The sequence below is a fragment of the Bacteroides sp. MSK.20.82 genome (assembly GCF_019052485.1).
Lineage (GTDB): Bacteria > Bacteroidota > Bacteroidia > Bacteroidales > Bacteroidaceae > Bacteroides > Bacteroides thetaiotaomicron.
In genome coordinates, this window is sequence record NZ_JAHQUN010000009.1 from 1 (window position 1) to 17,966 (window position 17,966).

At 38.4% G+C, this 17,966-nt stretch carries 11 protein-coding genes and 1 tRNA gene; 2 read left to right on the plus strand and 10 right to left on the minus strand.

Annotated features, from left to right (window positions below; all coding sequences use genetic code 11):
* Window positions 1–78 precede the first annotated feature (78 nt).
* The 4 genes from KTR07_RS10615 to KTR07_RS10630 all read right to left on the minus strand — a co-directional run bounded on the left by KTR07_RS10615 (window position 79) and on the right by KTR07_RS10630 (window position 7,412).
* Window positions 79–152 (minus strand) — tRNA-Arg (locus KTR07_RS10615).
* Between the two features lie 79 nt (window positions 153–231).
* The gene (locus tag KTR07_RS10620; RefSeq protein ID WP_032840909.1) at window positions 232–2,532 is read right to left on the minus strand and encodes a patatin-like phospholipase family protein; all 2,301 of its coding nucleotides are present in this window, start codon (window positions 2,530–2,532) and stop codon (window positions 232–234) included.
* A 169-nt stretch (window positions 2,533–2,701) separates the two neighbouring features.
* Window positions 2,702–4,747, minus strand: a complete 2,046-nt coding sequence (htpG, locus tag KTR07_RS10625; RefSeq protein ID WP_008765725.1) for a molecular chaperone HtpG — start codon at window positions 4,745–4,747, stop codon at window positions 2,702–2,704.
* Window positions 4,748–4,886: 139 nt separating this feature from the next.
* Window positions 4,887–7,412, minus strand: a complete 2,526-nt coding sequence (locus KTR07_RS10630; protein ID WP_008765726.1) for an ATP-dependent Clp protease ATP-binding subunit — start codon at window positions 7,410–7,412, stop codon at window positions 4,887–4,889.
* A gap of 406 nt (window positions 7,413–7,818) precedes the next feature.
* On the opposite strand from KTR07_RS10630, the gene gyrA reads away from it, so the two are divergent.
* On the plus strand, window positions 7,819–10,395 hold the full coding sequence (gene gyrA / locus KTR07_RS10635; protein ID WP_008765727.1) for a DNA gyrase subunit A: 2,577 nt from the start codon (window positions 7,819–7,821) through the stop codon (window positions 10,393–10,395).
* A 32-nt stretch (window positions 10,396–10,427) separates the two neighbouring features.
* Window positions 10,428–11,645, plus strand: a complete 1,218-nt coding sequence (locus tag KTR07_RS10640) for a M48 family metallopeptidase (RefSeq protein ID WP_008765728.1) — start codon at window positions 10,428–10,430, stop codon at window positions 11,643–11,645.
* Between the two features lie 225 nt (window positions 11,646–11,870).
* On the opposite strand, the gene KTR07_RS10645 is transcribed toward KTR07_RS10640, so the two are convergent.
* The 6 genes from KTR07_RS10645 to KTR07_RS10670 all read right to left on the minus strand — a co-directional run bounded on the left by KTR07_RS10645 (window position 11,871) and on the right by KTR07_RS10670 (window position 17,963).
* Window positions 11,871–12,992 (minus strand): universal stress protein, encoded by a 1,122-nt coding sequence (locus tag KTR07_RS10645; RefSeq protein WP_008765729.1) that lies wholly within the window; start codon window positions 12,990–12,992, stop codon window positions 11,871–11,873.
* Window positions 12,993–13,065: 73 nt separating this feature from the next.
* Complete coding sequence (locus tag KTR07_RS10650) at window positions 13,066–13,356, minus strand: hypothetical protein (protein WP_008761566.1); 291 nt, start codon at window positions 13,354–13,356, stop codon at window positions 13,066–13,068.
* 133 nt (window positions 13,357–13,489) lie between these two features.
* Entirely contained in the window at window positions 13,490–14,323 is an 834-nt protein-coding gene (locus tag KTR07_RS10655; RefSeq protein WP_008765730.1) for a tetratricopeptide repeat protein, read from the minus strand.
* Window positions 14,324–14,341: 18 nt separating this feature from the next.
* Complete coding sequence (locus tag KTR07_RS10660) at window positions 14,342–16,168, minus strand: BatD family protein (RefSeq protein ID WP_008765731.1); 1,827 nt, start codon at window positions 16,166–16,168, stop codon at window positions 14,342–14,344.
* Window positions 16,169–16,202: 34 nt separating this feature from the next.
* Window positions 16,203–16,925: a tetratricopeptide repeat protein gene (locus tag KTR07_RS10665; protein ID WP_172685117.1), complete on the minus strand. Its 723-nt coding sequence runs from the start codon at window positions 16,923–16,925 to the stop codon at window positions 16,203–16,205.
* Window positions 16,926–16,934: 9 nt separating this feature from the next.
* Entirely contained in the window at window positions 16,935–17,963 is a 1,029-nt protein-coding gene (locus KTR07_RS10670) for a VWA domain-containing protein (protein ID WP_008761569.1), read from the minus strand.
* Between the last annotated feature and the right edge of the window lie 3 nt (window positions 17,964–17,966).

Here is a 17,966-nt window from a genome sequence, read left to right on the forward strand (position 1 = left end):
CAAACCTGTAACCGGCTGATCCGTAGTCAGCTACTCTATTCAGTTGAGCTACGCGGCCATTCTGTTTTTCCGAAAAAGTGATCGCGACAGGATTCAAACCTGTAACCAGCTGATCCGTAGTCAGCTACTCTATTCAGTTGAGCTACGCGACCATTGTTTCGTTTTAACGGGTGCAAAGATACGTACTTTTCCCGAATTAGCAAGCATTCGGCGACTTTTTTTTGTAGAAAATTATTCGATGAAACGGTAATTAAACAGTTGGAAACCGATACTTAACCCGACATTCCACTCCCTTCTCGGTGAGCTATAATGATTTACATAAGCAGAGATGTCTCCGAACGGTAATTGACACACAACAGAAATTTCTCCCAAATATTCGAATTTAGAGAAGGCTTTTCCATAATATGCCTTATTTAATGAGTTTCTTTCAATCGGATATATAGGCATAAAACCATAAAATTCACCTCGCAGATGGAACATTTGATTGAGACGATAGATGGGACGAATGCCGGCTCCCACAAATTGATTGGCGCGGAAAGCTTCATTATAGGTGAGTTTACTATGTAGAGTAGGTGAAAACTCACCTGCTTGCATCATAGTCGCCGTATAATTCTCGGAAAAGTTCTTGGAAGCGTACAAAGCTTTTAAATACCATCCCAAAACCCAGTGTTCGCTCATCGTATGGTATTTTTCTTTCATATATGATAATTGCAGCCAGGAATGGTGTTCTTTATTTATTTGAACTCCTTTGGTCTCTTCACCTGGATAGAATCTTTCCCGTCCCATGAATATCTGTGCAACAAGAGCTTCTTTGTAGCCTTGTGTCGGGTATTGCCGTGAATTAAGTGTGCTTCCATTGAAGCTGATAGAGCCGCCGAATAAATCATAACGGCTTCTGTCGAATCTGTCTTTCTCAAAATCGATGATATTTCTCTGGAAATATTTGTCTTCTATTCTGGCGATTCCTATTCCAAATTCAGCTCGTTTACTTAAAAGGAACGGTAGCCCTACCTGAAGTTTAAGGAAGCGTTCGTCTTTCTGATTAAATGCTGGCTTGTCATTTCTGGAAAATAACTTGTCTTTCTTAAAATAGTCGAAAGTAGTAATAGATGCGATAAAGCGGTAAGAGGTCGGGATCGCAGTAGAAAAGTCGATCTTAGCCATGAATTGTGCATTATTATAGACTTTCCCGAGTTGACCGTCAAAAAGAAATTCTTTCGCATAGTAATTTAAATCCTGATAGCTGAGCCCGAGATAAATTTGATTCGAGTTGGACGTGGAAATATTCCCACCTAATCGTACGGCAAAATTATTTTCCAGTTTGACTTTTAAATGCAGGTCATACGTTTCGTCCTTCGGATTATATACGGCGTGCGGGATGATTTCGGAAATCATGTTGTCTGAAAGCAGCCGGAAATAGCCTTCTTTCAAGTCTTCGTAAGTGAATTCCTTATTGTCAGAGCTATGAAATTCTTTTTTAATATATGCCTGTTGTTGGGGATTGGCTCCGTCAATAATGATGTTTTTGAAGCGTAATTCCGGATAGTTGCTTCGGTATACCATTCTTCTCAAACGTATATTATCCAAATTAACCCTCCTTTGTATACGGCTTTTTATAGAATCCATCATGCTTATGGTTCGGTTATATCCGATATCATGCAATTCATCTATTCGCTGAAAATCCATCAAGCTGACATTGTCATATTTGAATGTCATCAGAATACCCATTGAATCCGGAATAGAATAGTCGGTTTTTTGCATGACCATGTTTTCTATCTGGCTCATGAGGTCATTTTCCTTGGGTTTGGTGGGGTTTGTAGATACCACACTTCCAATTATAATATCCGGATGAAAATCGTCTCTCATAACGTCTGTTGGGAAATTATTGTAGATCCCTCCGTCATATGCCAGCACATTGTCAATCTCTATAGGCTTAAACATAAAGGGAAAGCTCATGGAAGCTCGGACGGCATCTCCCAAATCTCCGTTTCTCATTACGAGTTGCTTTTTATTGTAGACATCAGAAGCTATGCATCGGAAAGGAACGAACAACTTGTCGAAATCGCCTTTACACGAAGCTGTAGCGCGTGCATACAAATCTACAAAAACCAGATTCATCTGTATGGGATTTACTACGCTTGTGGGCAGAAATTGTGGTTTGAAGTTTTTTAATGAGTCTTTGAATGAGAAACGGATATTAAAAAACTCCGGTGTCGGGACATTTTTCTTGAAGTGGTATACGTATTTCTCTTCTATTTGTCCAGAATACCATCTTTTAAAGTCTTCTGACTTCAATAATTCTTCCATATCATCAGGAGAATACCCCATCGCATAAAGAGAGCCGATAATGGCTCCCATGGAAGTTCCTGTAATATAATCGATAGGAATGTTATTTTCTTCTAAGGCGCGAATGATGCCGATGTGTGTCAATCCTTTGGCACCGCCACCACTTAAGACAAGACCTACTTTTTGGGCACAGACAGTCGGCATGAATAACCATATAGCAATTAACACTAAAAGTATTTTTCTCATAACCCAAATCAAACAATTGAAGTATTTATCATTTAGTGTTCAAATATATACAATACTTTCCAATTTATCGATATTTTAGCGTTCGTTTTATGATGAAAAAAGAGCATTGCAACACGTTTTAGTGTTGAATGCTCTTTCATTGATTTATGTTATAAATAAAGGGGCGGTATTAAATCAGCTCAATACTGCGCTTCACGAAGTTGTTCAGAGCTTCACCTTTTAGCATATTGTTTTGCAATAAAGCCAGGTCGATGAGTTGACGGATTACCTTGTTGTTGCTGGCATATCCTGCAAAGATGCCTTCTTTTTTATTTTTCAGTTCATCCCATTTTTTATCCAGCTCATTCAATTCATCTTTCTCTGCAGTAGGAATATCTTCTTCCTTCTTGTCTTTTTGGCTGTCTTTTAGTTCATTGCGACGCTTGCTGACACTATTCATCTCTGTTTGTATAGGAGCTACTTCAGGGTGACAAGCTGCTTCTTCTTCGTCAAGCACTTGCTTGATAAGCTTATGGTCGGAGTTCAGAACCAGATTGAACATATCCGGCATCTCTCCATAGAAGCTCATTCCGGCCTGAATATTTGCCATTTCCTTCATACGACGCATATATTCGCTTTGAGTAATCATCACCGGAGCTGAATTGTCTCCCAATGCCTGTGTCATTACATTGAACTCAACTTTATCCATTTTGGGCAATTGGCTCTTGAAAGCAGTTGTGATAGCTTCTTGCTTTTCTCCTTCCAATGTCTCGTTTTTCTTGTCTTCTTTGATGATAAGGTTGTCGATAACATCGCTGTCTACACGGGTGAAGCGAGATTTCTCAAACTTCTGTTCCAACATACTTACCATAGCTACATCTAATTGACCATCCATAAGCAGAACATTGTACCCCTTGTTGGTGGCAGCCTCGATATAACTGAATTGTTCATCCTTATTATTAGCATACAAATAGATCAGATTTCCATCTTTGTCTGTCTGATTATCTTTAATAAGGGTCTGATACTCTTCAAATGTATAATGTTTGTTATCTGTATCGGTGAAAAGGGCGAATTTTTGCGCTTTCTCATAGAAATCCTCTTGAGTAAGCATGCCGTAATTGATAAATATTTTCAAATCATTCCACTTCTCTTCAAACTGTTTGCGGTCGTTCTTGAAAATCGATTGCAGGCGATCGGAAACTTTCTTTGTGATATAGGTAGAAATCTTCTTCACATTCGAGTCGCTTTGCAAATAAGAACGGGATACATTCAATGGAATATCCGGAGAATCAATAACTCCATGTAATAAAGTCAAGAAGTCCGGTACAATTCCTTCTACAGAATCCGTTACATATACTTGGTTGCAATATAATTGAATCTTATTTTTATTCAGCTCAATATTGCTCTTTACTTTCGGGAAATAGAGGATACCGGTCAGATGGAACGGGTAATCTACATTCAGATGAATCCAAAATAATGGCTCGTCTGACATCGGGTACAACTTGGTATAGAACGACTTATAATCCTCGTCCGACAGTTCGCTCGGCTTACGAGTCCACAATGGAGTGGTATCGTTAATAATATTGTCTTCAGTGGTTTCTATCTGTTTGCCATCTTTCCATTCTTTCTTTTTTCCGAATGCAATGGGGACAGGAAGGAAGCTGCAATATTTCTTCAGAAGCTCAGAAACACGTGCTTCTTCGAGGAATTCTTTGCAATCGTCATCGATATATAAGATGATATCTGAACCACGATCTGCCTTATCTACTTCTTCAATAGTGAATTCAGGGCTACCATCACAAGTCCATTTTATAGCTTGTGCTTCGTCTCTGTAGGATTTGGTGATAATTTCAACCTTTTTTGCAACCATAAAGGCAGAATAGAAGCCTAAACCGAAATGTCCGATGATTGCATTTGCATCATCTTTGTATTTTTCCAGAAAATCATTTGCTCCTGAAAATGCAATCTGATTAATGTACTTTTCTATTTCTTCTGCAGTCAGACCAATACCACGGTCGGAGATAGTAATAGTGTCTTTACCTAATTCAACGTGAATTGTCAGATCGCCCAGTTCACCTTTAAACTCTCCAATGGAAGCAAGGGTATTCAGTTTCTGAGTGGCATCTACTGCGTTAGACACTAATTCGCGAAGAAAAATTTCATGGTCACTGTACAAGAACTTTTTGATGATAGGGAAAATGTTCTCTGTTGTAACCCCAATATTACCTTTTTGCATAATAACGTATATTTTTTTGGTTTATTTATTAGAATGTTTTTAATTGATATTTGTTCAGATAGAGACAAAAAAAATGCCAGACCCTAAGGTCTGACATTCTGGCATATTTTATAACTTATCTTATTTAAGCAATCTTCTTTCAAGATGCAATAACTTTCATCTCCAATTCACCTTTCTCTTTATTCAGAGAGACTTGAATGACATCTTTTTCTTTCAGAGAAGAAGTTATAATGAGTTCTGACAGTCCATCCTCTAGATGAGTTTGAATAGCTCGTTTTAAAGGGCGGGCTCCGAATTGCACGTCGTATCCTTTTTCGGCCACAAATCTTTTTGCTTCATCATCAATAACTAGCTTATATCCAATAGATTCAATACGATCATATAGTCCTTTTAGCTCAATATCAATGATTTTCGTGATAGCTTCCAAAGAGAGTTGGTCAAATGTTATGATTTCATCGACACGATTGATAAATTCTGGCGCGAATGATTTATTTAATGCTTTTTGTATAACACTTCGCGAGAACTCTTTATCATCCAGACGGCTTTGTGTAGCAAATCCTACACCACGTCCAAACTCCTTTAACTGGCGGGTGCCAATATTGGAAGTCATGATAATAACTGTATTTTTAAAATCAACCATTCTGCCATAACTGTCAGTTAGACGGCCTTCGTCCATCACTTGAAGAAGGAGATTGAACACATCCGGATGTGCTTTTTCGATCTCATCAAGCAAGACGATAGAATAAGGTTTGCGACGTACTTTTTCAGTTAATTGTCCGCCTTCTTCATATCCTACATATCCCGGAGGAGCTCCGACCAGACGTGAGACAGTGAATTTTTCCATAAATTCGCTCATGTCTATACGAATCAGTGCATCGGAAGAGCCGAACATATATTTTGCCAATTCTTTGGCTAAATGGGTTTTACCTACACCAGTCGGGCCTAAGAACATAAAGGTTCCAATGGGCTTATTGGGATCCTTCAATCCCACACGGCTTCTTAAAATAGCTTTAACCAGTTTCTCTATAGCCGGATCTTGTGCGATCACTTTCGATTGCAGATCCTCCTTCATGCCGGCTAGCTTAATTCCTTCGGCTTGCGCCATACGCTGTACCGGAATGCCGGACATCATAGAAATAACATTGGCAATTTCCTCTGCATCAACAGTCTGTCTGTTCTCTTTCAGGCTGTTTTCCCATTCCCGTTTCATTTCGTCCAACTGAAGCGTAAGCTCTTTCTCCTTATCTCGGAAACTGGCAGCGAGTTCAAAATTTTGCGATTTCACAGCTTCATTTTTCTTGCTTTTAGCTTCTTCGATGAGTTTTTCCTGCTCTTCGATTTCCTTGGGCACATTGACGTTGGTCAGATGTACACGTGATCCTGCTTCATCCAAAGCGTCAATAGCTTTATCAGGGAAGTTACGGTCCGTAATATAACGGTCTGTCAACTTGACACAAGCTTCCAATGCTTCATCTGTATAGTTCACGTTATGATGATCTTCATATTTATCCTTGATGTTACGCAGAATCTGAAGAGTTTCGGCAGCAGTAGTGGGTTCCACCATAACTTTTTGGAAACGACGTTCCAAAGCACCGTCTTTTTCTATATTCTTACGGTATTCATCAAGGGTAGTAGCACCAATACATTGTATTTCGCCGCGTGCCAATGCAGGTTTCAGCATATTGGCTGCATCCATTGAACCGGCTGCAGAACCTGCACCTACAATTGTATGGATCTCATCAATGAACAGGATCACATTCGGATTCCTTTGTAACTCGTTGAGAATGGAACGAATACGCTCTTCAAACTGACCACGGTATTTTGTTCCTGCCACAACTGCGGTCATGTCAAGAGCTACTACTCGCTTATCAAACAAGATGCGTGAGACTTTCTTTTGAATAATTCTCAAAGCTAGTCCTTCAACGATTGCTGATTTTCCTACACCAGGTTCACCGATCAGAATCGGATTGTTCTTTTTGCGGCGACTCAGAATTTGAGCCAAGCGTTCAATTTCCTTTTCTCTGCCTACCACAGGGTCCAAACGTCCTTCTTCTGCCGCTTTTGTCATATCTGTACCGAAATTGTCAAGTACAGGCGTGTCATTGGCCGGTTTTTTTGAAGCTGTTTGCGCCTGTTGCTGGCGTTCTTCAGAACCGCTTCCACCAGATCGGGGAGAAGACATTTCTTCATCATCATCGTCTTCCGGAAATCCCATACCGGAATTTACATCCGGTTGCAATGTGGCTTGTTCCAACACTTTCACGTAATTAACGTCATTAGCTTCGAGCACGGAAGCAGCCATATTGTTTCTTTCTCTTAGGATCGCTAACAAAACATGCTCTGTATCAGCTATATTACTTTTCATTCCACGTGCTTCTAAAATACACATTTTTAATATTTTTGCCGCGTCATTAGACAACGGTATCTCTGCATCAGGCAATAGCATATCATCAGCTTCTGTCTTCAGCCGAGCTTCAATCTGCTGCTTTACTGCAGCTAAATTGGTGTTGAGTTTTGACAATATCTCGATAGCTTTTCCTTCACCGTCACGAAGCATTCCCAGAAGTAGGTGCTCAGGTCCGATATGCCTACTCCTCAACCGGTTAGCTTCTTCCTTGCTATAGACGATAATGTCGGAAACTCTTTGTGAGAATTGATTATTCATACTTTTTCCTTTTCTTCTAAGGGGTTATTTACTGGCAAATATACGTATTTAATCAAGTTTGTATTGCATATTTGCTTTATTTCTTATATCTACAAATGGCGTGCCATAAAAACAATGCTTTGTATTATATATATAAGGTATAACAAATACCACTCCCTGTTTTTCACAAATATGGTCTCCTTAATGGTAGTATTTATTCTTTTTCTCATTTCTTTTTCTAATATTAATGGTTAGAAGTCAATTCGCTCCTTGAAATTTTTAATTTTAATAACTAAATATAGACAAACAGACTGTCCTTCAAGCAGAAAAAAACTTTCTTCGGAAAAACTTTCGTATATCGTGGAAAAGTAGTACTTTAGCGTGGTTTTTCACAGACCATACAATGTATAATTAATAATCATTTTAAATGCTTGAACAAGACAGAATTATAAAGATTAACATCGAGGAGGAAATGAAGTCATCGTACATTGACTACTCCATGTCGGTCATTGTTTCACGTGCCCTTCCGGATGTTAGAGATGGATTTAAGCCCGTTCACCGTAGAATTTTATACGGAATGATGGAATTGGGTAATACTTCAGACAAACCTTATAAAAAATCTGCAAGAATCGTGGGTGAAGTATTGGGTAAGTACCATCCGCATGGAGACTCTTCAGTTTATTATGCTATGGTGCGTATGGCTCAGGAATGGGCAATGCGTTATCCTTTAGTAGATGGCCAAGGTAACTTTGGTTCTGTAGATGGTGATAGCCCCGCTGCCATGCGTTATACGGAGGCTCGTCTAAACAAGTTGGGTGAAGCGATGATGGATGACCTGTATAAGGAAACTGTAGACTTCGAACCTAACTTTGATAATACGTTGACAGAGCCGAAGGTGATGCCGACCCGTATTCCTAATCTTTTGGTTAATGGTGCTTCCGGTATTGCGGTAGGTATGGCAACTAATATGCCTCCTCATAATCTTTCGGAAGTAATTGATGCTTGTGAAGCATATATTGATAATCAGGAAATCACAGTAGAGGAACTGATGACTTATGTCAAAGCTCCGGATTTCCCTACAGGTGGTTATATATATGGTATCAGCGGAGTACGTGAAGGATATCTGACAGGTCGTGGACGTGTAGTAATGCGTGCAAAAGCGGAAATTGAAACCGGACAGACACATGATAAAATCGTAGTGACTGAGATCCCTTATAATGTTAATAAGGCTGAACTGATCAAATATATTGCTGATCTTGTTAATGATAAGAGAATAGAAGGTATCTCGAATGCAAACGACGAGTCTGACCGTGACGGTATGCGTATCGTTATTGATGTAAAACGTGATGCTAATGCAAGCGTAGTGCTGAATAAGTTGTATAAGATGACAGCCTTGCAGACTTCCTTCGGTGTGAATAATGTTGCATTGGTTCACGGACGTCCTAAGACATTGAATCTGAGAGATATGATTAAATACTTCGTAGAGCACAGGCACGAAGTAGTTATCCGCCGTACTCAGTTTGATCTGCGTAAAGCAAAGGAACGTGCACATATCCTTGAAGGTTTAATCATTGCTTCTGATAATATTGATGAAGTTATTCGTATTATTCGTGCAGCTAAGACTCCAAATGATGCTATTGCAGGTTTGATAGAACGTTTTAATCTGACAGAAATACAGTCACGTGCAATTGTAGAGATGCGTTTGCGTCAGTTGACTGGTCTGATGCAGGATCAGCTTCATGCTGAATACGAAGAAATCATGAAACAGATTGCTTATTTGGAAAGTATTTTGGCTGATGATGAGGTATGTCGTAAGGTGATGAAAGATGAATTATTGGAAGTTAAAGCGAAATATGGTGACGAACGTCGTTCTGAAATCGTTTATTCTTCCGAAGAGTTTAATCCGGAGGACTTCTATGCTGATGATCAGATGATTATCACAATTTCTCATATGGGATATATCAAACGCACGCCATTAACAGAATTCCGTGCGCAGAATCGTGGTGGAGTAGGCTCTAAGGGAACAGAAACTCGTGATGCGGACTTTGTAGAGCATATATATCCGGCTACTATGCACAATACCATGATGTTCTTTACACAAAAAGGTAAATGTTATTGGCTGAAAGTTTATGAGATACCAGAAGGAACGAAGAATTCCAAAGGACGTGCTATACAAAACCTGTTAAATATAGACTCTGATGACAGTGTAACTGCATATTTGCGTGTTAAGAGCCTGGATGACACTGAATATATTAATAGTCATTACGTATTATTCTGTACGAAGAAGGGTGTTATCAAGAAGACATTGCTTGAACAATATTCACGCCCGCGTCAGAATGGTGTAAATGCTATTACAATTCGTGAGGATGACAGTGTAATTGAAGTTCGAATGACGAATGGTAATAATGAAATCATTATTGCTAATCGCAATGGTCGGGCTATTCGTTTCCATGAAGCTGCAGTTCGTGTAATGGGACGTACGGCTACAGGTGTACGTGGTATTACATTGGATAATGATGGTCAAGATGAAGTAATAGGAATGATATGTATCAAAGATTTGGAAACAGAATCCGTAATGGTTGTTTCTGAACAGGGATATGGTAAGCGCTCTGAAATTGAAGATTATCGTAAGACTAATCGCGGTGGCAAGGGTGTAAAGACCATGAATATTACTGAAAAAACAGGTAAGTTGGTAACAATTAAGTCAGTGACCGATGAGAATGACTTAATGATTATCAATAAGTCTGGAATAACTATCCGTCTGAAAGTTGCCGATGTCCGCATTATGGGACGTGCTACTCAAGGTGTTCGTCTGATTAATCTTGAAAAACGTAATGATCAGATTGGTTCTGTATGTAAAGTAATGACAGAAAGTCTTGAGGATGAAGTTCCTGCAGAAGAAGCAGAGGGTACTATTGTTAGTGATCTGACTACTGATCAGGATGTTGACAATGCAGATACTGCTACAGATGTTAATGAAAATAACAACGAAATTGAGGAATAGACATAATATTAATAATTAATCAAACAACAATCATGAAAAGAGTATTATTTTCAATGGTTTTATTGATGGCCGTAAGCTTATCATTCGCTCAAATGAAGAATGTAAAAGAAGCCAAAAGCATTGCCAGTGATGTAAAACCGAATTTTAATCAAGCTGAAAAGCTGATTAATGAAGCCATTAAGAACCCTGAGACCAAGGATCTTCCTGACACATGGGACGTTGCTGGATTTATTCAGAAACGTTTTATCGAAGAAGAACGTGATAAGAAAGGTGTTCTGAAACAGCCGTTTGACACATTGAAGGCATACAACAGCATTTTAAAAATGTTTGAGTATTATACTAAATGTGATGATCTAGCTCAAGTACCTAATGAAAAAGGTAAAATTAAAAACAAATATAGAAAAGCAAATGCTTCAACTATATTGGTTGAACGTCCTAATTTGATCAACGGTGGTATTCAATTCTTTAACCTTGATAAGAATAAGGAAGCTTTGCAATTCTTTGCAACATACGTAGAATCAGCTTCTTATCCTATGTTGGCAGAGCAAAATTTGGCTAAAACAGATACTCTTTTGGCACAAATAGCATATTACGCAACATTGGCTGCTGACAGAGTAGGAGATAAAGATGCAATTATTAAATATGCTCCTGCTGCATTGGATGACAAAGATGGCGGTAAGTTTGCAATGCAATTGATGGCAGATGCATATAAAGCTAAAGGTGATACTGCGGCATGGGTTAAATCATTGGAAGAAGGTATTTTAAAATTCCCTGGAAATGATTATTTCTTTGCGAATTTGGTAGATTACTATACTAGCTCTAACCAAGCTTCTAAAGCTATGGAATTTGCTGATAGAATGTTGTCTACTGATGCCAATAACAAGTTGTATCTTTATGTGAAAGCATATCTTTATCATAATATGAAAGAATATGATAATGCTATTGAGTTCTACAAGAAAGCTATTGCTGCAGATCCTGAATATGCAGAAGCATATTCTAATGTAGGATTAGTGTATTTGATGAAGGCTCAGGATTATGCTGATAAAGCTACAACAGATATCAATGATCCTAAATATGCAGAGGCACAAGCTACAGTGAAGAAATTCTATGAAGAAGCTAAGCCATTCTACGAAAAAGCCAGAGCTTTGAAACCTGATCAAAAAGATTTGTGGTTACAGGGGCTTTACCGTGTTTACTATAATCTGAACATGGGTCCTGAATTTGAAGAAATCGATAAGATGATGAAATAATTATATTAAGTCAGTTATTATAAAAGACTATCCCAAAATTTAAATTGGGATAGTCTTTTTATTTTTACAAATAAAGAAGCTTGAATGATGATTCTGATTTTTATCAAACTATATAATGATGATTATGTTTAATAGAAAATTGGTATAGCCTCTTTTTTATTTTCTCACAAAAAGAGAATCATCATTATTCCCTAAACGTAAACAGCTTATTTTCGTTCTTTCTCATCATCCGTTAATAACAAGCAATGGCGTATCAGAATGGAAAATCATTTTACGAGCAATGCTCGGGTTAAATAATCGTGCAAATATATTCCTCTTATAGGAAGTTAATGTTATTATATCTATCTGATTATCTTTGATATACTTGTCAAGTCCTTTTAATAGATTATCATTCATTACCACATCATAATGAATTTCAAGCCCGGGATATTGTTTTTGGAAATAGTCTTTGATACCTGCAAGTTTAATTTCATTCCAAGTATCTTTGGATTCAGCCAGATGTATTAATGAGACTGAAAAATGGAAAGATTTCCATGTGTTGAAAAATGCTTCAAAAGCAATCAAGTCTCTCTGATCAAAATTGGTTAAGAAAGCAATACGTTTTACTTCATTGAATTCTTTGAATGGAGTATTTTCCGGAATAGCCAATACTGCTGTGCGGCTTCGATCAATAATTTCAGCTGTTACACTGCCAATTAAGTCAATGTCTTTCTGGCTTTTTCCACGCGTTCCCATAATGATAACCTTAGGACGTTGCTCCTTGGCATATCTTAAGATTTCTTCCTCCGGAATTCCTTCTCGTAAAATGCAACTATATTTGATATCCGGAAATTCTCCAGATGCAACTTTTTCCTTAATCTTATCAGATAGTGCGTTGAGATCTGAATGGACCTGCTGGATGATTGTTTTAACAGATTCTTCATCTCCGATCTGATAATTGAATACATCGCCATATGGTAATGACGAAGCGTATATCGGTGTAAAGTAAACATGTAATAGAATCACTTCAGAATTCTCAGTTTTGGCCAAATTAAAGCCAAATTCACACGCTTTCATCGAATAATTGGAGAAGTCGACAGGTATTAAAATTTTGTTCGATTTACTATCTACCTTAGGTGTCTTCTCTCCCACTATACTTTCAGATAACCAAGTAGAACTTTCCGTTATTTTTAATGCACGTGGTAGATCACTTTCTTTAATTCGCAGACGTACTCCTGAAGATACAACAGGTTGTATTTGATTTACGTTATGAATGTATGTTTCTATTCCTTCATTTTCGAGGACATTCTTTAGAATCTGAGCTTTTGTATAAGTCAGAATAGCTAAGGTTACTAATTTATCTTCCATAATAATCTGTTTTTGAAGGTAAACAAATAAGAAATCCCAATTGTTTGGGCAATTGGGATTCTTGTTTTATATTTTAAATTTGCATAGGTTCGGTAGCTTGTTCTTTTTGCATACTCATGTTTATTTCATCTAAAATTTTTAGAGCCCGGTCGAGAACAGTTGTGTCATCTAGCATTACAAGCCCGCCATCCGGACCAGGCTCAAGATGTATTCCGACACTTTTTCCTTCCTTGAAATTATGGCCTCCGAAGAAGTTGCGCACTGTATCTACGTGCAAACCAAGTTCGTCTGCTATTCTATGCATGCTACCGCTAGGCAATGAATCTTTAATCTTGCGAAGTTCATTAAATGTTATTGTTCTCATGTCTCATAAATTTAATGGTTAATACTATATTGTATTTAATTTTTTATCACGCTATAAACTTAAGCAAAAAAAAAGATAAAACAAATTATTTGCTTATCTTTTTTCCTAAATTCCTAAATTCTGTTTACGAATTTTATATCACTTCAATAGCGGAAGCCGGTACCCATCCTACTTTGCCGTCTTCCAAGCGAATTTCTTTCCATTCTTTCATTGAGTTATCTTTGATACTGACCTTACGTCCCTCATGAAGGATGAACAAACTTGTTCCACTTTCACTCGGAGTGCTGCGAACTGTTACACTAGGATTCATGACGATCGCTTCGCTTCTATTTACTAAACGTTCTTTTTGCTCTGAAGCAAAAAGATTAGAGCATATCACAACGATTAAGAAAACGATACCTGATATAAATCCTGTTTTTTTTAGTATAATCTGCTTGGAGAAAATAAAGAAGTAAAAAGCGATGATAAATAGAATAAAGGAGACAATTCCCCATGTAGCCCATGCGTCTACACTCATACTGTTTATCAAGGCTTTGGTCCATGATACAAAGAAAACTTCCGGAACAGGTTCTACTTTATCTATTGTTTTAGCGCGTGCCACTTCCAGATTGGCACGGATGTCGCTGTTTCCTGGTTTCATAAGCAAAGCACGTTCGTAGTTGAGTACGGCTTTTGCAATTTCTCCAGCTTTGTAGTAACTGTTTCCTAAATTATAGTACACATCCGCAGATTCCCCATTTTTTAATAAGGATTCATATATTTGGATAGCAGTTGCATAATCATCTTTTATATATGCGGAATCTCCTTCGGCTTTTGTTACATCTTCCAATTTCGTATCAGAAAATGTATGTGAACCCGCATGGATAGAATCAGCTTCAGTTATTTGTATAGAATCAATGCTCTGAGTTCCCTGTCCGAAGCAAGTAACTGACATTGATAATAATATAAAAAACAATATTTTTTTCATGACACAATCTCTTCTGGGTTAATGTTTTATTGAATTTTCCATTCTGCTTATCACTTCTATTGAAGAAGAGTAGACTTTATCCATTGCCTGATTTTCATCACCTGGAGCGAAACGAGCAAATTCACAATCATTCAATGCATTCAGGAATTCTTTAATTAGTTCTTCACTTACTCCATGGTTTCTCAGCTTCTCTTCAATATTGTCTTTCGACAAACGGGAAACCGGAATACTGAGTTTGTCGCTGATATATCCCCACAATGCTTTCAGTACTTCATCATAGAAGGCATCTTTCTTGTTTTCAGAGAGCAACTTACCGGCTAGTTTCATGCGCTTGGTTGCTACCTTATTAGCTTTCTTTGTTTTCATTTTAGCAACATTGGCATTTGTAGCGGCTTGTTTGCGGTAGATGATAAAGAAGATGATGAAGGCTAAAGCAGGAATGATATAGAATAGCCAATAGGTCATTGAGCCATAGAAGAAACTACCCTTAGGTTGGAGAGTAACTTCATTTTGCTTAATGTAACGGATATCTTCACCCAATACTTTCAAGTCTTCTTTATTGGTGAAATTGGCAATCACCTGATCAGCATTTCCTGCACCTTTCTCAACATTGATTACGTAGTCTTCCGTTTTCAACGTTTTGTAAGATTTTGAACGGATATCGAAATAGCTGAAAGATGCCCCCGGGATTTTATAATTGCCTGCATGTCTTGGAATAGCCAGATATTCAATGACTTTGTTTCCTGTAAGACCTTCCTGAGTTAATCTGACTTGGTTGTCCACCTTCGGATCATATACTTCAAAGTCATCCGGGAACTTAATTTCTGGATTAGAAATCAGCTTTAGGTTTCCGGTGCCGGAGATTACCAACTTAATGGTGATAGCATCATTAGTTTTCAGCTCCTTGCTATTAATGGAAGAAGAAATGTTGAACTCTCCCACTCCACCTGAAAAGTTTGCAGGTTTACCAGCAGGAAGCGGATTGACATTAATTGCTATTTTAGGAGTAACGATAGATTTCGGTACTTTAACTACATTGCTTCCACCATTGAAAAATGCATCAAAAGGATCGTCAGATTGTACAGCTTTACCTACCGTCATCTGGAACTGTGCCGGTTCTATAAATAACTTACCTGGTTGCTGGGGAAATAATACGAATTGGCGATAGATTGTCGTATTATAGTTACGTCCTTTATAATGCTCCTGTGTCCATCTTGCATTTGCATTCATTTCAATTTCTTGAGAATGAAATCCTTTAAAGTCAGGCAGTTTGGCATTATTCAATTGCAAGTCATGTTCTCTGGTGTATATTTTATAGGTTAAGACAAATGCTTCCTGCTCGTATACATTCGTTTTACTGGCAGTTGCTGTGATAAACAAATCCTGGTTAGATACACTTGTACCGGATGAAGAGCGTGCAGATGAGCTACCGTCATTTTGTCCTCCATTACTAGCTTGGTCTTGTGGCAAAACCTTCACCTTTACGGAGTTTGAAACCATCTGGTTGCCATCAGCTACAATAGAAGCTCCGGGGATTGTATATTCACCGGCAGTATTTGCCATCAATATATAAGTGAATGTAATACTACTTGTAGAGGTGACATTACCATTCATTATCTGTGTACTACTTTGCTGAGAACGGCTTGGCCCCATCAGGACGTCGAATCCTTTGATAGCCGGTGCCTGAAAGTCTTTAACTTTTTGTGTGGTTACTGTATAAGATAGCCTGAATTGATCCCCTACAACCACTACATCGGGAGCGGAAGCAGTGAATGACACCTTGTCGGCAAGCGCTTGGGTGCTATATGCTATCAATGCCATCAATATAACAATCAGTTTTTTCATTGCTTATGAAATTTATATCATCAACTTTTTATTATTACCAATCTTTTTCCAGACGACCGCCCTGAATAACTTTCTGTTGTTTCTTCACTTTGTCCTGTACGTCTTTCTCATCCTGCATCACAGAGTTAAGTAACTGTTCAGCATTTTCCTTTGACATCTGATTATCTTGTTTTTCAGGCTTCGGCGGTTGTTGCTGATCCTTTTGGTCGTCTTTCTTCTGATCGTTCTGTTTATCTTTGTTTTGATCCTGTTTCTGGTCTTGCTTCTGCTGCTGATCTTTATTCTGGTCTTGATTTTGATCTTGATCCTGCTGATTCTGTTGGTCTTTCAACATCTTTTGAGCGAGTGCCAGGTTATACCGTGTTTCATGATCTGCAGGATTGTTGCGCAGCGACATTTTGTAGGCATCCACTGCTTTTGCATAATCTTTACCAGCTTGAAAAAGCACTCCCATATTATGGTAAATGTGTGCCAATTTCATTTTATCCTTTTCTATTTTGCTGGCAGAATCATATTGCTCCATGGCTTCCTGAAACTTTTGTTGTTGTGAGAGCGTATTTCCCAAATTGTACATGGATACAGCAGATTTAGGATTAACTTCCAAAGCCTTGCGATAATTAACTTCTGCATCTACGAATACACTATCATTGAACAGACGATTTCCTTTGCGGATATAGTCACGCTCTGCTTTCTGTGCCGAAACGCCGGCAGCCGATAACAGAAAAGCAGCAAACAGGATATATTTCATTTTTAACATACGCATAGCTTACTTCTTATTAGAGAACAGATGAACGTTTTTGAATAATGGATTCTTACGATCCAAAATTAACATCTCAGCTAGTAACAATAGTAAAATGATCCATGCAATAGCCTGAAACTGTTCGTTGAAATCCGTATATATTTTCGATTCCACATCAGACTTAGCCATCTTACTTATTTCCTGACTGATAGCCTTTTGAGCAGAATTAGAATTATCTACCCGTACATAGATACCCTTTCCGTCTTTGGCTATTTCTTGACACATGCCCTCATTCAGACGGGTTACAATTACATTACCTTCGCGGTCACGGCGATAATCATTGGTACCTTCTACAGGAATAGGAGCACCTTCGGGCATACCTACTCCCAGCACACTTACCTGAATCCCTTTTTCGGCAGCAGCTTTAGCAGCTTCTACAGCGCCACCTTCATGATTCTCACCATCCGTGATGACAATGATAGCACGTCCCACTCCTTCTTGCGGAGTAAAACTGCGGGTTGCCAGGTTGATTGCCTCTCCGATTGCTGTACCCTGCTTGGAAATCAGCGATGGGCTGATAGATTCCAAAAACATTTTGGCGGAAATATAATCGCTCGTGATCGGTAGCTGGGTAAAAGCATCTCCGGCAAATACGATCATACCGACTTTGTCGTTATCTAATTCATCTACCAATCTGGATATTAATCTCTTGGCTTTTTCCAAACGGCTGGGCTGCACATCCTGCGCCAGCATAGAATTAGATATATCCAGAGCTATAATCACTTCCACCCCTTTACGTTTCACCGTTTCCTGCTTGGAACCAAATTGCGGACGAGCCAGCAATACTGAGAATAAGCCGATAGCGGCAAAGATGAGCCAAAATTTCACATCCGGTCGATATTTAGATACATCCGGCATTAATTGCGCTAACAATTCCGGATCTCCAAAACGTCGGATATTTCTCCGTCTCCTGTAATTGGAATACAAGTAGAAAGCTGCTAAAAACGGTAATAGCAGCAATAAATATAAATATGCAGGTTCTTCAAATCGAAACATCTT

Excerpts from the sequence above, each read along its gene's own strand:
- KTR07_RS10645 (WP_008765729.1), bottom strand. The coding sequence starts at position 12,992 with ATGGAAGATAAATTAGTAACCTTAGCTATTCTGACTTATACAAAAGCT.
- KTR07_RS10620 (WP_032840909.1), bottom strand. The coding sequence starts at position 2,532 with ATGAGAAAAATACTTTTAGTGTTAATTGCTATATGGTTATTCATGCCG.
- KTR07_RS10670 (WP_008761569.1), bottom strand. The coding sequence starts at position 17,963 with ATGTTTCGATTTGAAGAACCTGCATATTTATATTTATTGCTGCTATTA.
- KTR07_RS10655 (WP_008765730.1), bottom strand. The coding sequence starts at position 14,323 with ATGAAAAAAATATTGTTTTTTATATTATTATCAATGTCAGTTACTTGC.
- KTR07_RS10630 (WP_008765726.1), bottom strand. The coding sequence starts at position 7,412 with ATGAATAATCAATTCTCACAAAGAGTTTCCGACATTATCGTCTATAGC.
- KTR07_RS10640 (WP_008765728.1), top strand. The coding sequence starts at position 10,428 with ATGAAAAGAGTATTATTTTCAATGGTTTTATTGATGGCCGTAAGCTTA.
- KTR07_RS10660 (WP_008765731.1), bottom strand. The coding sequence starts at position 16,168 with ATGAAAAAACTGATTGTTATATTGATGGCATTGATAGCATATAGCACC.
- gyrA (WP_008765727.1), top strand. The coding sequence starts at position 7,819 with ATGCTTGAACAAGACAGAATTATAAAGATTAACATCGAGGAGGAAATG.
- htpG (WP_008765725.1), bottom strand. The coding sequence starts at position 4,747 with ATGCAAAAAGGTAATATTGGGGTTACAACAGAGAACATTTTCCCTATC.
- KTR07_RS10665 (WP_172685117.1), bottom strand. The coding sequence starts at position 16,925 with ATGTTAAAAATGAAATATATCCTGTTTGCTGCTTTTCTGTTATCGGCT.
- KTR07_RS10650 (WP_008761566.1), bottom strand. The coding sequence starts at position 13,356 with ATGAGAACAATAACATTTAATGAACTTCGCAAGATTAAAGATTCATTG.